The organism is Betaproteobacteria bacterium (assembly GCA_016713305.1).
GTDB lineage: Bacteria > Pseudomonadota > Gammaproteobacteria > Burkholderiales.
In genome coordinates this window covers 253,309-269,569 of the sequence record JADJPK010000009.1, presented here as the reverse complement: position 1 = coordinate 269,569, position 16,261 = coordinate 253,309, and the positions used below count along the sequence as shown (strand labels likewise).

The 16,261-nt window shown below is 66.0% G+C and carries 16 protein-coding genes and 1 pseudogene; 6 read left to right on the top strand and 11 right to left on the bottom strand.

All coding sequences use genetic code 11. The features are described 5' to 3' along the window. Positions 1 to 36: 36 nt before the first annotated feature. The 7 genes and pseudogenes from IPK20_13465 to IPK20_13435 all read right to left on the bottom strand — a co-directional run bounded on the left by IPK20_13465 (position 37) and on the right by IPK20_13435 (position 8,066). Positions 37 to 789, bottom strand: coding sequence for an alkaline phosphatase D family protein (locus IPK20_13465; GenBank protein MBK8017614.1), 753 nt, complete (start codon positions 787 to 789; stop codon positions 37 to 39). Between the two features lie 857 nt (positions 790 to 1,646). Then, positions 1,647 to 2,162, bottom strand: coding sequence for a hypothetical protein (locus IPK20_13460; GenBank protein ID MBK8017613.1), 516 nt, complete (start codon positions 2,160 to 2,162; stop codon positions 1,647 to 1,649). A 9-nt stretch (positions 2,163 to 2,171) separates the two neighbouring features. After that, positions 2,172 to 2,537, bottom strand: a complete 366-nt coding sequence (locus tag IPK20_13455) for a hypothetical protein (GenBank protein MBK8017612.1) — start codon at positions 2,535 to 2,537, stop codon at positions 2,172 to 2,174. A gap of 224 nt (positions 2,538 to 2,761) precedes the next feature. Further along, positions 2,762 to 3,160: a hypothetical protein gene (locus tag IPK20_13450; protein MBK8017611.1), complete on the bottom strand. Its 399-nt coding sequence runs from the start codon at positions 3,158 to 3,160 to the stop codon at positions 2,762 to 2,764. Between the two features lie 793 nt (positions 3,161 to 3,953). Further along, positions 3,954 to 4,549: pseudogene (locus IPK20_13445) on the bottom strand (hypothetical protein). Positions 4,550 to 4,689: 140 nt separating this feature from the next. After that, on the bottom strand, positions 4,690 to 6,231 hold the full coding sequence (locus tag IPK20_13440) for a GMC family oxidoreductase (GenBank protein MBK8017610.1): 1,542 nt from the start codon (positions 6,229 to 6,231) through the stop codon (positions 4,690 to 4,692). 41 nt (positions 6,232 to 6,272) lie between these two features. After that, positions 6,273 to 8,066, bottom strand: a complete 1,794-nt coding sequence (locus IPK20_13435; protein ID MBK8017609.1) for a hybrid sensor histidine kinase/response regulator — start codon at positions 8,064 to 8,066, stop codon at positions 6,273 to 6,275. Between the two features lie 461 nt (positions 8,067 to 8,527). On the opposite strand from IPK20_13435, the gene IPK20_13430 reads away from it, so the two are divergent. The 3 genes from IPK20_13430 (at position 8,528) to IPK20_13420 (ending at position 10,513) form a co-directional block, all read left to right on the top strand. Continuing rightward, a complete protein-coding gene (locus IPK20_13430; GenBank protein ID MBK8017608.1) occupies positions 8,528 to 8,899 on the top strand; it encodes a hypothetical protein in 372 nt (123 codons plus the stop codon). Between the two features lie 77 nt (positions 8,900 to 8,976). Next, the gene (locus IPK20_13425; protein ID MBK8017607.1) at positions 8,977 to 9,750 is read left to right on the top strand and encodes a helix-turn-helix transcriptional regulator; all 774 of its coding nucleotides are present in this window, start codon (positions 8,977 to 8,979) and stop codon (positions 9,748 to 9,750) included. Positions 9,751 to 9,868: 118 nt separating this feature from the next. Continuing rightward, positions 9,869 to 10,513, top strand: coding sequence for a hypothetical protein (locus IPK20_13420; protein ID MBK8017606.1), 645 nt, complete (start codon positions 9,869 to 9,871; stop codon positions 10,511 to 10,513). Between the two features lie 142 nt (positions 10,514 to 10,655). Here IPK20_13420 and IPK20_13415 read toward each other — a convergent pair whose 3' ends face one another. From IPK20_13415 to IPK20_13400, 4 genes are all read right to left on the bottom strand, one after another. Next, positions 10,656 to 11,450, bottom strand: a complete 795-nt coding sequence (locus tag IPK20_13415; GenBank protein ID MBK8017605.1) for a hypothetical protein — start codon at positions 11,448 to 11,450, stop codon at positions 10,656 to 10,658. Further along, entirely contained in the window at positions 11,437 to 11,967 is a 531-nt protein-coding gene (locus IPK20_13410) for a hypothetical protein (protein ID MBK8017604.1), read from the bottom strand. The genes IPK20_13415 and IPK20_13410 overlap by 14 nt, the downstream gene beginning before the upstream one ends. Further along, positions 11,964 to 13,301: a hypothetical protein gene (locus IPK20_13405; GenBank protein MBK8017603.1), complete on the bottom strand. Its 1,338-nt coding sequence runs from the start codon at positions 13,299 to 13,301 to the stop codon at positions 11,964 to 11,966. The genes IPK20_13410 and IPK20_13405 overlap by 4 nt, the downstream gene beginning before the upstream one ends. Before the next feature lie 64 nt (positions 13,302 to 13,365). Then, the gene (locus tag IPK20_13400) at positions 13,366 to 14,046 is read right to left on the bottom strand and encodes a penicillin-binding protein activator LpoB (protein MBK8017602.1); all 681 of its coding nucleotides are present in this window, start codon (positions 14,044 to 14,046) and stop codon (positions 13,366 to 13,368) included. A 406-nt stretch (positions 14,047 to 14,452) separates the two neighbouring features. Between IPK20_13400 and IPK20_13395 the strand changes: the two genes are divergently transcribed. The 3 genes from IPK20_13395 to IPK20_13385 are packed head-to-tail and all read left to right on the top strand — an operon-like array spanning position 14,453 to position 16,022. Further along, positions 14,453 to 15,232, top strand: coding sequence for a PEP-CTERM sorting domain-containing protein (locus tag IPK20_13395; GenBank protein MBK8017601.1), 780 nt, complete (start codon positions 14,453 to 14,455; stop codon positions 15,230 to 15,232). Positions 15,233 to 15,235: 3 nt separating this feature from the next. Continuing rightward, the gene (locus tag IPK20_13390) at positions 15,236 to 15,778 is read left to right on the top strand and encodes an SUMF1/EgtB/PvdO family nonheme iron enzyme (GenBank protein ID MBK8017600.1); all 543 of its coding nucleotides are present in this window, start codon (positions 15,236 to 15,238) and stop codon (positions 15,776 to 15,778) included. Further along, positions 15,699 to 16,022: a hypothetical protein gene (locus IPK20_13385; GenBank protein ID MBK8017599.1), complete on the top strand. Its 324-nt coding sequence runs from the start codon at positions 15,699 to 15,701 to the stop codon at positions 16,020 to 16,022. The genes IPK20_13390 and IPK20_13385 overlap by 80 nt, the downstream gene beginning before the upstream one ends. Positions 16,023 to 16,261: the final 239 nt, after the last annotated feature.

The window sequence follows — 16,261 nt, the reverse complement described above, 5'->3', positions numbered from 1 at the left end:
GAAGTCTCCGCGACTGGGCCGGTGCCCCGGCCCGGGTCATAGCGGATAGGTGTTGATCTTCACCTGGGCGCCGTTGGTGTCACGCACGTCCACGGTCAACCGCCATCCCTGGCCGGTCTTCTCCACATCCAGGATCGTGAAGCCCGACTTCTCGGTGGCGTTGTCCATCTTGTAGTCGAGAGTCCGGCCTGCACAGGTTCTGACGGTGTAGCGGCGGTCGCCGCCGTACACGGTATCGCCTCTGGTGTCGTGGACGAGTTCATCCAGCCGTGTGTTGGCGAAGGGCAGCGGCGAGTAGAGCCCCGACGCGACGACGCAATAGGCCCGCAACGACCTGGCCTTGTGGTTCTCGGCGGGATCGCCGCTGCCGAATTCGAGCGTGGTGGTCATGGACGCGTGGTAGTCGCCGCACAGGAAGACGACGTTCTGGATGCCATTTTCGACGATGAGGTCCACCAGGTCCTCCAGCGATTTCTGATAGCCCTGCCAGCTGTCGTCGCGCCGGGTGTAGTGGTACATGTCCCGCCCGGACGAATCCCGGTAGCGGGATGTTTCGCGGTGGAAGGGCGCGATCACGCTGCCGCTCAGGACGAACTTGGGGCGGTCTCCGGTCTCGCTCTGCGCTTCGATCAACCACTTCCTGAATTCGTGCCATTGCGCGTCGCTCACGATCCGGTGCTGACGTGGATCGCTGCCCGCGGGGCGGGACTGCCGGGTGGTGCGGGTGTCGAGCTGGAAGAGGAATCGGCGCAGGACGAACCTATGGCTGAAACCCGCGCTGTTGTCCACGGGCTGACCGGGCAAGAGGGGTCTTGCGGAGGCTCGGGGCCGAAGCCGGAATGTGACGCCGCATAGACGTGAAACGCCCGCCGTGCCCATTTCACATCGCCCAGTATGTCCTCGGACTCCGATCGCACTGCACCCAGGTGAGTAGGTTCGAAGTCCTCCCAGAGTTCGTGATCGTCGATACCCATCACGACCGGCGTGCGTTTGATCATCGCGGACAGCGCCTCGAGGCCCAGGACATCCACCCACCGTTTCACGACCCGTTGACGGGAACTCATCGTATCCGCGACGCCGCCGGTGGCATCGGCGTAGATGGTGTCCCCGAGAAGACGAGGCATGTCCGGCTGCGCCTGGCTTGCCGTCGTGGACTCGAAGCTGCGCGTCGAAAGGTCCCGCTCGAAGGATGTTCCGGCATACCGGCAAGAACCGACGAAGAGCCGTGTCCGGTCGGCATTGGCGAAGTGGCGCTGGAGAGTGTCGAAGTCCGACAGCGAGGCTTCCGCTAGACGGTCTTCCGGGTCATGGATGGGTAACTCGTAGTCCGCGTGCGGACCTCCGCGACAGATGGAATCTGCTTCCAACCATTTCCCCAGCGGACCGATCTCGCTGGGCAGAAGCACACGGTTGCGTTCCGGCTGTCCGCCGGGCAGTTGTCCGACAGGCCTCTGGACGTCCGAGAGCAGGACGGTGCTGCCGAACGCAATCCGGTTGCCGGAGCGGAAATGGCAGGCCGGAATATCCGCTATGCAGTACTTGCCGAGCAGCACCGAGTCGACCGTGACGCTTCGAATGTCGCACTGGAAGACACGGCGCCGGGGAGGAGTGAATCTCTGTCTTCTCGAACAGCATGATCGTGCCTGCTACCTGATCCTCGACACGGGACATCGTCGGGTTCCCACCAGACGCGGACGAAGCGGTCCGTCGACATTTCTGGTCCAGCCGAGGATCGGGCCGAGGGCGCACGGTTTGAAGAACCGCCGCCGCCTCGAGACGGTGTGCGCGGAGAGATCGGGGTCGTGAGCGCCCAGAAGAAACTGGCTGATCTCGGGAAACACGTCTCGATACGCGTGCTTGCCAAGCCAGTTGTCGAGATGCCCGTAACCATCGATCCGGGAATAGAGAACCGGATACTCCTTGCCCAGGGCACGCTGAATCCTGACGCAGGAGTCCCCGGAGGTGGCATGGTCGAACACGGCATTGTCCTTTCCATGAATGAACTTCATGGGAAACTGGTAGTGCTGACGGATCTTGTCTTCTGTGAAGTACACGTTGATGCCTTCCTTCGCGACCAGTCGCTTCTTCTGCACGAAATCCTGGATCTGCTCGAACGTGCGCATGTTGGCCGGGCCAAGGAGCTCTCCGAGCGCTTCATGCATGCGTCTTGGTCAAAGATTCGCGTGGTTCCAGTTCTCGCCCAGGGCGATAGCGGTCCGAAGACAGGTGGCGAGATCGAAGCGGGGAATGCACTCGTCGCCCAGTTCGGCGTGCGACACGGCAGGGGTCGAGACTCCGCGAGGTCCCGTCGGTGCCGTCCATTCCACACGCCCGGAGAGCGAACGGTGGTGAGCACGTTCCTGTTTGGAGATAGGGTACGTCGAGGCGATGCGGTCGGCGATGCTGATCAGCCAGTCTTCGTCCTTGGGGCGATTGGCGGATAGATCGATGTAGTCGACGTCCAGCAGGTCCCGCAACAGGGCGACGAACTCGGCCCGCAGCTGGTTCGAGTCCGATCCGCGAACGAACGGCCCCACCTGCGAAAAGACTGCTCTGCGGATCCTCCATCCATCGCGCGTCTTCAGAACATCGTTCAGCAGCGCCCATGGTGAGACGACGTGCAGTTCGCCCTGCCGATGCAACGGGCCAGGACGTCACAGCGCCAAGACGTCGTCCGCCCCCTGCCTTCCGGGCGTCTTCCTTTCGTCGGCATTGATGGGCGACTTTGTCGAACGCCGCTTGCGACGTCCTTCCGGGAGATCTAGTCGTAGTCCCAGCGATCCTTGCAGGAGTCCAGGGCGATGCTGGTGCGGTAATCCACCAGCCAGACGTCGAAGCCGTGATCGCAGAGGTGATGGACCAGGTTCTCGCAACCGGGGTCGAGGGCTCCGGTGCCAGGCGTGATGTGGCGAAGATGGCGCTGGAGTGCGCGAAGCCGTGAAAGACGAGGACGGGTTGCTGGGATGTGCCAGCCCTTCCGGTGGCGATAGCGCGTGAGGCGGACCTCCGTACCGCCGGTTCCGGCGGATACACCCGCCGTGATGCTCGCAGTCCGGCAACCTCCTCGGGCCAGATCGGCAGTGATGCGCGGTGCGTCCGTCTTCGGTGGCGCTCCCGTCGTGCCGCATTCGGCGGCTGCCGCTCGCTGTTTTCCTGTCAATGGTCCTCGGGGTAGTCGGCGCCCTGGAATGCGAAGACGTGACCCTGCAGCATCACGCGGCCAGGTACAGGCACGCACTGCCCAGCCCGAGCCAGCCGTGGATGGCATCCGGCTGCCTGCGTGATTTGAGGTGGACGGTTCCCGGACCAGGTCGACGAGGTCCACCTTGAGCAGGCCGGACGCGATGGGGGTCTTTGCGGTCATCGTCCCGCACAGGAGCGACGGCGTTCTTCTGGGGACGAGAACGACCGGCATGGCGCCGAGGAGACCCAGAGGTTGTCGTTGTAGTCCCCGATGTCCGGGTCCTACTTCCTTTCGCGTTTGCGGCCCAGAAACGGCCAGATGCGATGGGAGCTTCGGTGCTGTGGATGCACACTTCGTCGAAACGGCGTTCGGCGAATTCGAGGGGTACCTGAACGGGGTTGGTGCCGGCGTAGTGGATGCACTTGGTTCCCTTCAGTGCATAGCATCCGCCGTCCGGGGCCGAAGAATTCGATGTCGTACTTCAGCGTCCGGCGGCGGCCGGCGTGCCCCCAGACGTGGATCATGTCCTGCAAGCGTCCCAGCCACTTCCCCATTCCCTCGCCCTCGCGCGAGCATCCACGAACAGTGCTTTGAGCGATTTCCCCTTGGCCACGCGAACGCAGCCAGCGGATCACGGCGGGCACGGTGGCGGCGGCGCGTCGGTCCCGTTCCATCAGCCGCAGCGAGCCCTTGACGACCGCTGCCTCGTAGAAGGGGACCTGGAACGGGCCCCGGGCGGACTCCGGAACGAGCCGCAGGTCGAACCCGTTCACACGAAGAACCGGACCGTCCCGGTGAGCGGCACGGTCTTGGTGGCCAACTGAGTCAGGGCCCGAAGATCGTCGTGTTGCCAGCACAAGGTCGCTTCGATTTCGAAGTCCGCCTCACGCCCCTGAGAGCGCCTGCTGCGCCTCCATGTCCGAGGTGCTTCCTCGCGCTGCCTGAGGCGACTTTCCTCGGGCGTTTCCTCCCGGGTTGCAGGCGGCGGAGCGTCCCACCAGCGTTCGCCACGGATGAACCGGTATGCCTGGCCGCTGAGGGGGCCACGAATCTTCTCCTCGAACCGCAGCTCTACGCGGCCGTCACCCGGCCGGAAATAGGGCGGCGGCCCAGGCGGCGCGGCAACGTGGGCGGAGGGGCCGGCAACAGCGCCCGGTTTCTGCCAACGGGCGGCCCAGACCCGCTGTCTCGAGCAGGCCCTCTCGGCAAGCGCGGTGATCGTCAGCAGCGGATTGATCCCGGCGGCGGTCGGGACGATCGAACCGTCGAGAACCAGCAGCCCTTCGTGGACACGCGGAGCCGGTGACCCCGGAGAAGACCTGGCCAACATCGTTCACGACCCCTGCGTTCGGCGGAGTCCGCCATGGCGCAACCGCCGAGCGGGTGGACCGTCAAGAGGGGCCCTTCGATGGGAGGACCGCTCAGGATCTCGGAGAACTTGTCCTGGGCAGTGGCTGCCAGACCGGGTTCTCGACGGGAACTCGCGCCCAGTCTTGAGGCATGTTTCAAGACGTCAGCCGCCGTTTCATGAACGCCACGCCGGCACGAGGTTCCTCGCCGCGCCGGGTCTTGGGCCAGCAGACCTGGAGCAGTCCTTCCGCCGGCCAATCGTCCTTCCTGTCTCTCGGCTCTGCGGCGTTGTCCCGGGCGTCGGGTCCGGTCGACTTCTCGCCCGGCATGTCCGTCCAGGACGCGTTCCTGAATGGCAGCCGTAGCTCGCCTGGCGAGTCGTCCTCGCCCATGGCCAGGTAGATCTGGGTACGCTTCATCGCCGCAGGGTCGACCGCGAGCGGATCGATGTCGCGACGCCGCACATCCGCCCGCAAGGCCGGGCTGACCAGTTGGTGAGGAAACGCCGCCATCGTCAGCAGTTCCTCTGCCACTTGCTTGAGCGCGCCTGGGAAGGCGCCGTCCTCGATGACGATTCTTGGCGAGCCGGACTTCGTCGCGCGCAGGTCGATCATGCCCGTGATGGTCGGTCCCACGGGCTGGCTCTCGTCCGGAGCCGGATCGCTTCCCCAGCCGAATGCGTTGACCTCGGCGTCCTGGTCGTAGCCGAAGCCTATGGTGTCGCCGTTGGTGCTGAAGCGCTTGCCCAGCCTGTCCGTCGAAAGCTGAACGAGGTCCTTGTCGCTGGAGCGCATCAGGATCTCCGTGCTTCCGAGCGTGCCGGCGGCGAGGACCACCATGCGGGCACGGAGGCCGTACTGAACGTTCAGTGCGCCGTCCTTGAGGTTCGACGTCTGGCGGAAGCCCACGGTCCAGTCGTCGCCGTCCACCTGCGGCTGGCTGACGTACAGGACCGTCGCCCCGGTGAACAACCGCGCTCCGTGACGGCGTGCCTCCGGCAGGTAGTTCATCGTGAGCGTGTTCTTGGCCCAGTGATTGCAGCCGGTGATGCAGTCACCGCAGTGCTTGCAGGCCTTCTGCGCGACCCCCTGCGGGTTGGTCTCATCCTCGAAATGCACCGCAAGACTCGGCCGCTTGAAGTCCGATGCGATCTTCGCGTCCTTCAGCACTCCGTGGAACTTCTCCAGCTCTGCGAGCTTCCGGTAGGTGCGACCGGCCGGCACTGGGTGGGCCGCGAGCATCGCCTTGGCACGGGAAAAGCCGTCCTTTAGAACCTCATCCGGCCTGTCGCGGAAAGCTGCCGGCCACTTGTCGCTCTTGAAGATGTCGGTACAGGGTTCCTCGACCACATTGGCATTGATCTGCGACGTCCCGCCCAGCGCGTTGCCGACCAGGACTGCCACATCGTCACCCGCACGCAGATCGAACAGGGCATCCGCATCGCCGACGATCTTCCGCTTCTTGGGCCGGGAGATGCGCACGTGGCGAGGCAGTACGCCCACGTCGCCTGGAAACTCTCCTGGGAGATATTCGCGTCCACGCTCCAGCACGCACACGCGCAACCCCCCCTGCGCGAACCGCGCCGCTGCCACCGATCCGCCGTATCCGGACCCGACCACCACCACGTCGAACCGGGGGGGCGAACCGCTTTCGAGTTCGGCGATCAGGACTTCGGCACCTTCGGAGAGCCAGTGCATGTCTTGTTCTCCTTGCGCGTGGCTGCGGAATCGATAGGCGATCAGGCGGCGGTGTCGAGTCTCGGAGGCGCCTGCGACAGGGCGACGCTCAGCGCCTCCCTCAGTGCGCGGCCCGTGACCGGCTTGTGAAGGACCGCGTATCCGCTGGCCTGCGCATCGTGAAGGCGTGCCTCTGACGTGTCGCCGGTCAGGATCAGCGCGACGGCGCCGGGATGTCGCCGCAGCATCGCAACGAGCGCATCGGGTCCGGTGAGATCGGGGCCCAGCCGGTAGTCGCACAGGATGGCGTCGGCGCCGGTTCCGGCGCGTTCGAGTGCGGCGAGCGCCGTTTCCGGATCCGGCCCGTCGAAGGTGCGGCACTGCCAGGAGGCCAGCAGCGCGCACAGCGCGGCGCGCACGCTCTCGTCGTCGTCGACGATCGCGACCGCCATGCCGCGAAGCTGTTCGGTGGCGATCGGCGGAGCGGAAACCTGGACATCGTTCGGCGATCGCGCCAGCGTGTCGCGCCAGGTTCTGGGCACGAATACCCGGAAGACCGACCCCTCGCCCACGGCCGAATGCAGCGAGATCCGGCAGTGGAGCATGGCCGTGAGCAGCGTCGCGATGTGCAGGCCCAGCCCCCAGCCTTGCTGCTGTTCGGCCTCGCTTCGCCTGCTCTGATAGAACTCCCGGAACACCCGATGCCGTTCGGCCGGTGCAATGCCGCTGCCCGTGTCTCTCACCTCGATGACGACATGCCGGCGCCGTGGAATCACTCTGAGTGCGACGCTTCCCCTTGCGGTGTACCGGATCGCGTTCTCGGCCAGATTGCACACGATGCGGGCGAGCTGATGGGGATCCGACTCGACGCGCTCGGCAGACGGATGGACGATGAAATCGAGGTGCTTTGCGCGGGCGGATGGACCGAGCGTCGTCTCCAGGTGATCGAGCAGATCCTGCAGTGCGCAGGGACCGATGGAGAGCGGCACCTGCCCCGCATCGAGCTTGGAGACGTCGAGCAGCTTCTCGAACATGTCGCGCAGTGCGGAGAGCGATCGTTCGAACTTTGCGGCCAGATCGGCGAGCCTGGGAACGGCGCCGGAGTTCTTTGCCGCCTCGGCCTCCAGAACCTCGTTGAACAAGGAAAGGGCCTGAAGGGGCTGGCGCAGATCATGGCTTGCGGCAGCGAGAAACATCGACTTCGCGGAGTTCGCGGCCTCGGCCTCCTGCTGCGCCTGGGTGGCCTCGGCCTGCCGGCGCCGCAGCTGGCCGATGAGCCAGATGTTGTCGTACTTGATCCGCAGGGACTCCACGGCCATGCGGCCGTTGTCGCGGGCGAAGAGCATCTCCAGCACGCCGAAGAGCACGAGCAGCAGACCCAGCGGCACGCCTTCGTCCGTGCCCGACAGAAACCAGCTCAGCGTCACCGGCGCGAGAAATGGAACCTGGAACGCATAGAAGACGCCGGGCAGATAACCCGCCGTCGATACGGCCGCCGCGCTCCAGCACCCGAGAATCATCGTGAGCTGCGCACGCTGATTGTCGGGAACGTCGTCGAAGAACAGGAATCCCGCGCTGCCGCCGACGACACCGTTCAGGAAGGCGAACGCCAGCATGACGCCGATCCATGTCCGTACGGCCTCCGGCGTGTCCAGTCGAAGAAAGAACCTGCACGCGAAGGATCGCGCGAGCAGCAATCCCACCGTCCCGCCCGACCACGCGACGAGCTTCCAGTGGGACTGGTAGTCCCACATGAGATAGACGATGTAGAGCGACGTGACCAGCGCGAAGACGGGAGCCCGGTTCGCCTGTTTCACCACGAAGGCCAGGCGATCCGCACGCAGGCGCAGCAGCATCCTGGCCGTCGATGTCAGGGAAGGGTGTGGCCGTTCGCGTGTCTTCGTTCAGGGATGACATCGTCGGGAAGTTCCCCCGCGGGCCGCGGCCGGTCCGGTTTGTTCGAGTTGTTGCCGGAAAGGTTACAGGCGATGCAATGCCAATGGCAATGTACAAATTCACGCCCTCCGTACGCTTGTGACACTGCCGGACTCCCCGCGGACACGGGCGTTCCGGCGCAACCGGCCTTGCCGCAGTGCGAGCCAGAGGCGTGGGGCGCTGCAGACCATTCCCAGATTGCCCGCGGCCGGTGCCGCTGCACACCCCCCATCCGGGGGATGCCGCTTCCCCCGAATGCCATGCGCGTTTCCCACGTCCGTCGCATTCAGTTCCCCAAATGCCTCCAGAACAATGGTTTCGCGATGTCAACGGCGATTGCCGGCCGGGTGTCGCGAAACCTCATCCACCCTTGGAGGAAGTCATGAACACGACCAACAGGAAACAGGCCGTTCGAGTCCTTTCGTCGCGCGGCGGCATTGCGCTGGCCGCCGGAGTGGTTGCGCTTGCCGCCAGCCTGGCGTCGGTGCAGGCCGTTGCCGGGGACGGCGACTTCGAACGCAGCGCGGTGTGCGACATCCGCGACGAGTGCTCGTCTCCGAGTACTCCGTGGGTCCTGCCGGAGGAAGTCCGTCCGGCGCGCGCCAGCATCCGGTTCCGTGAATTCACCGCGGAAGTGCGCTGCGAGATCCGGGACGAGTGCTCGTCGCGCCTTTCGGACACGACTGCCCGCGTGCCCGAGGCGCCAGCGCCGGTGGCCGACGCCAAGGACGTGGCTTCCCCGTCATCCAAGTGAGTCGGCATTTCGGGGCACGCGTTCTCACGCGTGCCCCGGACGCCGCGGCGTTCAACTCGCAGCAGAGGGGAATCACCATGACATCGCAATCGCAGTGGGCGGCGTCGCCGCAGGATGTGAACAGATGGAACGGGCCGTTGGCAGACCGGACCGGTGACGCGCCGGCGGAAGCCGTGGTCCGGGAACGGCGCGGCATCGCCGGGTACGGCATGAGACCGGCAGTGCCTGTGGCGGACCGGCCGGCGAAGCCGATCGCCCGCGACGGTGGCGCATGCGCCGACGCTGTGTTCGGCTTGCTCGCCAACGCCCTTTCTCTCGGCGTGCTCGTCCTCTCGGACGAGTTCGCGGTCCTGGCCGCCAATGGCACGGCGCGGGCCATGCTGGATCGGGGAGAGCCGGTACGCCTCGACGCCACCGGGCGCGCGAGGGCGGTCTCGGCGGGCGATCAGAGGCAACTCGAGGCTTTGCGCGATCTCGCCGCGTCGCGGGAGCGCGAACGCACCGACAAATGGTCGTTCAGCGCACTCAGGAGTTCCCATCGCGGTCTGCCACGGCTGTTCCAGGCAAGAACCGTCACGGTCCAGGCGGAGCGTGCCCTGTGCCTCCTGATCCACGATCTGGACGATCCGCCGGAACCTTCCCGGGACGTTCTGTCCGCACTGTTCGGTGTGACGGCGGCCGAATGCGATCTTGCGCTCGCTCTGCTGCGGGGGATCTCCCTGCGGGACCACGCCGTGATGCGCGGCGTATCGCACAACACGGTAAAGACGCAGTTGTCGCGCGTGCTCGAGAAGACCGGCACGCATCGCCAGTCACAGCTCGTCGGGCTGCTGCGTGCGCTGGCTCCGTGAGACCGTCGGGGCACGCACCGCTTTCACTGAAGTACTTCTGAAACATCACTTCGACCCACGCAGCGTCTCCATCCGATCGAGGACCGAGGGGCGCTGCACTTCCACGAGGAACACGACAATGAAACGGCATCTTCTCTTGTGCATGGCACTGGTTTCGGCCTTCGCCCCACTGACCGGCGGCGCCGCCGATACGCTGGAAGCCATCGCACCCTGGGAGGCGGGCGACCGCGCCTCCTTCAAGTGGTTCGTGAACGGCAAGACGCTGCAACTGGACGAGGAGGTGACCGCGGCGGACGGGCAGCGGTTCGCTCTGAGCCAACGTACGGCGGACCGTGCGTACGAAGTCACGGGCTTCAACGACGAATTGCGTTGGACGCGCGGACCATGTCTGAGCAACGGACAGCAGTGCGCGTTCGATCCCGGCGTCGGACGCGGCCTCCTTCCTCTCGCGAAGGGACGCAAGTGGCGCAGCGAATTTGCGGTCACGGGCGAGACGTTCAAGGCGGACGTCGTCCAGGATCGCGAGGTGGAGGCTGTCGAGACGGTCAAGCTGGCACCCGGGCCGTTCCAGGCGTGGCGTGTCGGATTCAGTGGCCGGATCAAGGGAACCGATTCGAAGGGCGGCGCCTTCACCGGCAAGGAAAGCGGGACGGAGTGGTGGGCGGTCACGGCCTCCGGAAAGCTCGTGCTGGTGAAGTTCTCGTACCGGAATTCCTTCGGCGAGAAGGCCACGCGTGAGATCGTGTCGCTGGGTTACCGCTGAGGCAGGCCGGCGGCGGTGGCCCGGCGGGCCGGGATCGCCGCCGGAATCCTCGACGAGTTCGGCAGTGAGTCCGGAGAGAGGGCTGATCTGCCGGCACATGAAGTGAAGCGAAAGGGGACCTCGGTCCCCTTTCGCATTGCCGTCAGGGCTGGTGCTGCGCCAGTTCCGCCATCAAGGTCTGCGCAAGTTGCCGGCCGACCCGAACAGGATTGCGGTGCGCGGTATCCGGGCGTTCCGGCGGAACCCATCCGGACACCGTGGGCCGGTCGGATTCGCGCCGGGCCGTCCCGCCTGTCGCGTACGTGGACGCCAGAACCGCGCCGGTGCGGACATCCTTGCAGGACACCCGGAAGCCGAAGCCCATCAACGCCCGTGCGTCGTGCGTCGGCAGCAGCTCGCACAGGACATCCGCGTGTTCCGAAAGAGCGGACATCTCCAGGGCCTGGGTCCGGGCCTCCTTGTCGGTCAGGTTCCTGAGGCGGATGGCGGTGGCGCGATCCACGAGCCGTGCTCCTGCGCGGGCCATGGCATCGGTGAAGGACGTCTCGATCTGCCAGGCTTCGCGCTCGGGGATGCGCGGAGCCCGCATTGTCGGTACCGGGGCGTCTCGTTTGCGCACGACCAGGGTGGTGAGGGTGCCTTTGCCGACGTCGCGCTCGTGGATGTCGAGAGCGTCGCCGTCCGGCAGGTCGATGTCGGACGTGAGTTCCCGTTCCCAGTAGACGACGAACCGGGGACGCCCGGACTGGGTGTTCCAGCGCGCAAAGCTTGCGGCGGCCGCCGCATCCGCGGTGGGAAGCGCAGTCTCTTCGGGGACCGCCGACTTCGGCAGTCCCTTGCGGTAGGGAAACGGTTGTTCGGCCGCCGCGCCGGGCAGGGCAAGCGCGGCGGCGGCCACGGCGGCAAGACACCGCAACATCGCGTCAGAGCGTTCCATCGCGCACCTCCACCAGGTAGTACTTCACCGATTCGTCGCCGATCGACAGGGCGCTGTAGTTCCCTGTCGATCCCGGCGGCACGAGGACATTCTTCCAGGCCGTCGGCTTCTCGGTGGGCCGCTGCCGCTCGTCCATGAAACTGGTCCGGACCGCGACGTTGACGGTGTCGCGGGTGCAGTTGATGAGCCGCACGCCGACTTCCACGGGGCCAGCGTCGGTGCGGGCTGCGTAGAGCCCTTGCACCGCGACGCGCTTCGCAATGTCCTTGCCGGTGAACACGACCGCGTTGAGCGGAATGGGCGAGCTTTCACGGCCGTAACCCTGTCCCACCAGGGCTGGGCCGTCGGCGGCCGGATCCTTCGGCGAACCGGTGCACTCGACCACCAGTTTCGGCTTGGAAGGCGACGAACACCCTGCGGCGATCGCGGCGCATGCCGCGATCAGCACCAGGGCACCGGCACCCGAAAGCGCGTACGGAGGGCGAGCGCCGGTCGAGTTCCTGTGGAGGGCGCTCATGCCTTTTCCTCCCCGATCCGGAATTCATCGACGATGCGCTGGCGGAATTGCTCGTCCTTGGGGGAACGGGATCCTTCCAGCGGGCGCTGATCCGCGGTCTGCGGCGTGGGCCGGGTCCGGCCCCAGGCGATGCCGCACGGACCGGCCGCGCGCCAGGTCTGCGCCTGCAGCGAGTGCTCGGAACCATCCGGCTTGCGGTACCGGACGTCCAGGCCGGTTTCGGGCAGATCGCCCGCGCCGGTGGCGCTCACGTAGATGTCGCGGGGCAGGTTGGGCCAGTAGCGGATATCGGCGGCGGGCTTCACCGCTTCGGAGGCCAGCGTCGCCACCATGCCCAGCAGGCCCACGACCGCACCGGCATTCATCATGTCGGCGTTGTTGCTCAGGGCGCCGCTCTGCATGACGGCCACGCCGGTCGTCACGCCCACTTCGCCCACGGCCTGTGCGGAGTCCTTGAACTGCGCCTTGCCGTCCAGGATTCCCTGGATCGGCCGGCCCCCGCGCGTGGTGCCCTGATAGACGATGTCCGCCACCTTCACGAAGCGCCCGATGCCGTCGGCCACGGGGTTGACCGTCAGCGGTTCGTCCGCGCTCGCGGGGCGCTCCTGGATCGTGAGCAGTTCGCGGTGCTTGCCCGAGCCGACCTTGATGGGGCCGGACCCGCTCTCCACGATCACGAGCGAGCGTGCTTCGACCGGCAATGCCGCCACGTTGGCATCCTTGCGCGCGCCGGCTTCGATCAGGTCCCTGCCCTTGGCCACATCGCCGTCGCAGGAAGACGCCCAGCCGGCGAGATAGTTCATGACGCCGAAGTCGCCCTGATAGGCCTCCTTCTCGGCGACCGTGTCCTGGTAGTCGGCCTTCAGGAACGAAGCCCGCGCGTTCTGGTAGTCGCCGGCACGCAGGTAGAGCAGCCCGCGGTAGTAGAACGCCATGGCCCGCTCGTAGGGCTCGCCCTTGAAGTCCTTGATCGACTCCGCGGTGAACGTGGACTTGGCCTTCTGCGCATTCGCATCGTTGGTGTAGAAGCGTTCGATGCGCTGGACAGCCTCGTCGAACGCGCGCTCGGCGATGGCGAAGTGGTTCGCCTCCATCGCGGCGACGCCGAGTGTCTGGAAATTGAGCGCGGCGTTGCGTTCGCCTTCGAGGTAGAGACGCTTGAAGGCGACCCTCTCCGGCTCGGTCAATGTCTGGAGCACCGGATTCAACCGCGCGGTATCGCGTTCGGTGAGCGTGACGTTGCCGCCGGGGGCGACGCCGCAGGCGGCGAGGCCGAGAGTGGAACCAGCGAGAACGGCAAGGGCGATGGGACGGAACGGGGCGGACGTTTTCATGATTTCCTCCTGCATGGAATGGACGGATCCCGGTCTCCGGAACCCGGTGGGGCGCCGTGGCGGATCAGCGGTACACGACGTCGTCGGCAGCGGCCTTGGCGAACTCGTACTGGTTGCTCCAGACGAGCGCGCCCGATTCGAGATCGAGCATCTCGAAGGTGACCTGCATGTAGCGTTGCTGCATGCCGGACTTGTTGTTGCGGCTGTCGAGCGAGGCGATGCGGCCAGCGAGCTGGTAGTCCACGCCGAACTGCGCTTCGGTCATGCCGGCCGTGCCGACATCCGTGGCGCCGGTGCGCTTGCGGTCCCGCTCCAGGTCGATCGCCTTGGCGTGTTCGCGTGAGACGAAGACCATGCGGCCTTTCCCGGCGCGGTTGAGTCCCACGCGCAGGCGGTCGACGATCAGGTTCTTGTTGATCGTCTGCGAGCTCTCGTTGACGAAGAGCGTGGGATCCATCACGACCCGAGGCGCCTTGTCGCGCCGGCTGACGTCGGGCGTGGCCAGGAGGTCCCGCATCATCTCGTCGGTCATCGCCGCGATGTCGCGCGATTCGATGCCCGTCCCCGCGGCCGGACCCTTCTGGCTGATGTCGATGTCGACCGGTCCGCGCCCGGCCGAGTTGGGCGCCGTTGCGCACGCGCTCAGCAGCAGCGCGAGTGCGGCCAACGCCGAAGCGGAAGTCAGGGCGGGCCGTTTCCGCGCGCGCGGTGCAGGCAGATGGAAGGTGCGGATTCTCGATGCCATGTCCATGTCAGTCTCCGGAAGGATGAAGAAGAAGTCGGAACCGGCCCGCACTGCGGGCGGAGCGGGCGCGACCTGGACAGGCTAGGGAAGGGCATTCGATGAGTCGTCATGCGGAAGGGTGACAACTCATCGCGCGGAGACGCCGATCGAGGATGTGGCGCAGAGGCCCGGCAAGGCCGATGTCGATGCCGATGCTCGCGAGAGAGGTACCCGAGGCCCCATGGATGTTGGCATCCAGCTCCTCAGCCCCACGGGATGGACGGCTGCGACCATTTGTCGCATTGACCCTGGCAGGTCGTCATGTGAGCTTCCGCGTCCTCCGGACCCGCACCGACGTGCCGGCACGAATGCTCGAGCACAGCCTTCAGGTCCGAATCCAAATCGAACAATGAAGAGGAGATCGCTCATGAAAACCGTCGTCCGTCTTGCCGCTGCCGCGGCCATGAGTCTGGGGGCCGCGTCCGCGGCATCTGGCGCTACCGTGACGAGCGGCAGTTTCACGCTGAACCTGGATGAGGACGCGCTCGCGCAGATGGTGTTCAACCCGTCCGGAACGCCGCCCACGATGTACCTGGAGGAGTTCTGGGACGCATCGGCCTCCGCCACGCTGACGAATGTGCAGATCAACACACCGGGGACCGCGGATCTGGTTCCGGGCTCGGGCGCCATCTCCGCCACGGGGCTGGTCTTCAGCGTCACCGGGTCGTCCGTCGTCAATCCCGCCGGCCGTTCGATCAAGGCGACCGGCTTCACCTACGATCCATCGAATCTCGAAGGAACTGCGAGTGGCCAGATCGGGCTGGGCGGGGTCCTGCGATTCATGGGGAACTTCTCGGGCGTGTTCGCCACCGGCGACTACACGCTCAAGTACGACGCGAGCCGCGCCGGAAACACCGCCGGCGGATCCGGCTGGTATCTCTTCAACAACTACGCTCTGCCGGTTCCGGCCTTCGAACTGACCGACATCACCGCCGTGAGCAGCGCGTCGTCGCTGCAGATCTCGGGCAAGGTGAAGTGGAGCCCCGAGATCGTCGACGCCTTCTTCACGAGCAACGATCTGGGTACGGAAATGGGTACCTTCGTCTTCTCGTCTCCCGTGCCGGAGCCGGAACCCGTGTGGCTCCTGGGCCTCGGCCTGGCCGGCCTGGCGGGCGTTGCGAGACACCGTCGCACCCGGCGCGGCTGAGCCGTGGCGGTCGTCCGCCCGACGTGGAGCGTGCTGGCTGGTGTCGTGGCCGCCGCCCCCGTGGCGATCGCTTCAGCGGCGACGCTCGACATCGCGATGGTGAGGGTGGGCAACGCCGGCAACGGTGCCGATCCTCTGACCGGCCTGGGCGCGGTGCCCTACGAGTACTACATCGGCACGACGGAGGTCACCAACGCCCAGTACGCGGCCTTCCTGAACGCGGTCGATCCGTCCGGGGTGAATCCCCATGATCTCTACAACCCCAACATGACGAATGCCACCGGCTTCGCTGTCGTGAAAGGGGGGATCGACCTTGTTCCGGAGGCCGTGGCGGGCAGCAAGTACGCCCCGAAGCAGAACTACGCGAACAAGCCGGTCAACTACGTGAGCTTCCACGATGCCGCACGGTTCGCGAACTGGCTGATGACGGGCGACACGGAAAGCAACGCTGGGGCACTTCACCACCGTGGGAAGCGCCGGACCGGAGAGCGCGAGTCCGTATGGCACGTTCGATCAGGGGGGCAACGTCATCGAGTGGATCGATGAAGTGACCGGCATTTACCGGGTGACCCGGGGAGGGTCCCTGTGGCTGGAAGCGGACAAGCTCAGGTCGGACTACAGCAGCTTCTACAACCCGAACACCCAGGGCAGCAGCCTCGGATTCCGGATCTCCAGCCTGCAGCCGGTCAGTTCGGTACCGGTTCCCCCGCCGCTCGCGTTGATGACGGTGGGCCTCCTTTCGCTACGCCTGCGCAGGCGGGCCGGGCCTGTGTCGCCCACGGCGTCCTGAGGCAGAGCGGGCCGGGCGGGGCCGGGAACGTTCGCCGGTTTCGTCGATGCCGGCCGAATCGATCGTCGCAGGCCGCCACTTGGCAGCTCCGGGTTCCAGGGCGGGCATCCTCACCCTGGCTGCCTCGGGTCCGCTTCTTCTCCTGCTTCGTGACGACTCGATCCATTCATTCCCCGACACCGCTGGTAAAGATATTGCGACTGCGAGAGGATCGAGGATCCGATCGATCCCCGCAGGCA

Excerpts from the sequence above, each read along its gene's own strand:
- IPK20_13460 (MBK8017613.1), bottom strand. The coding sequence starts at position 2,162 with ATGCATGAAGCGCTCGGAGAGCTCCTTGGCCCGGCCAACATGCGCACG.
- IPK20_13440 (MBK8017610.1), bottom strand. The coding sequence starts at position 6,231 with ATGCACTGGCTCTCCGAAGGTGCCGAAGTCCTGATCGCCGAACTCGAA.
- IPK20_13435 (MBK8017609.1), bottom strand. The coding sequence starts at position 8,066 with ATGCTGCTGCGCCTGCGTGCGGATCGCCTGGCCTTCGTGGTGAAACAG.
- IPK20_13430 (MBK8017608.1), top strand. The coding sequence starts at position 8,528 with ATGAACACGACCAACAGGAAACAGGCCGTTCGAGTCCTTTCGTCGCGC.
- IPK20_13425 (MBK8017607.1), top strand. The coding sequence starts at position 8,977 with ATGACATCGCAATCGCAGTGGGCGGCGTCGCCGCAGGATGTGAACAGA.
- IPK20_13420 (MBK8017606.1), top strand. The coding sequence starts at position 9,869 with ATGAAACGGCATCTTCTCTTGTGCATGGCACTGGTTTCGGCCTTCGCC.
- IPK20_13415 (MBK8017605.1), bottom strand. The coding sequence starts at position 11,450 with ATGGAACGCTCTGACGCGATGTTGCGGTGTCTTGCCGCCGTGGCCGCC.
- IPK20_13410 (MBK8017604.1), bottom strand. The coding sequence starts at position 11,967 with ATGAGCGCCCTCCACAGGAACTCGACCGGCGCTCGCCCTCCGTACGCG.
- IPK20_13405 (MBK8017603.1), bottom strand. The coding sequence starts at position 13,301 with ATGAAAACGTCCGCCCCGTTCCGTCCCATCGCCCTTGCCGTTCTCGCT.
- IPK20_13400 (MBK8017602.1), bottom strand. The coding sequence starts at position 14,046 with ATGGCATCGAGAATCCGCACCTTCCATCTGCCTGCACCGCGCGCGCGG.
- IPK20_13395 (MBK8017601.1), top strand. The coding sequence starts at position 14,453 with ATGAAAACCGTCGTCCGTCTTGCCGCTGCCGCGGCCATGAGTCTGGGG.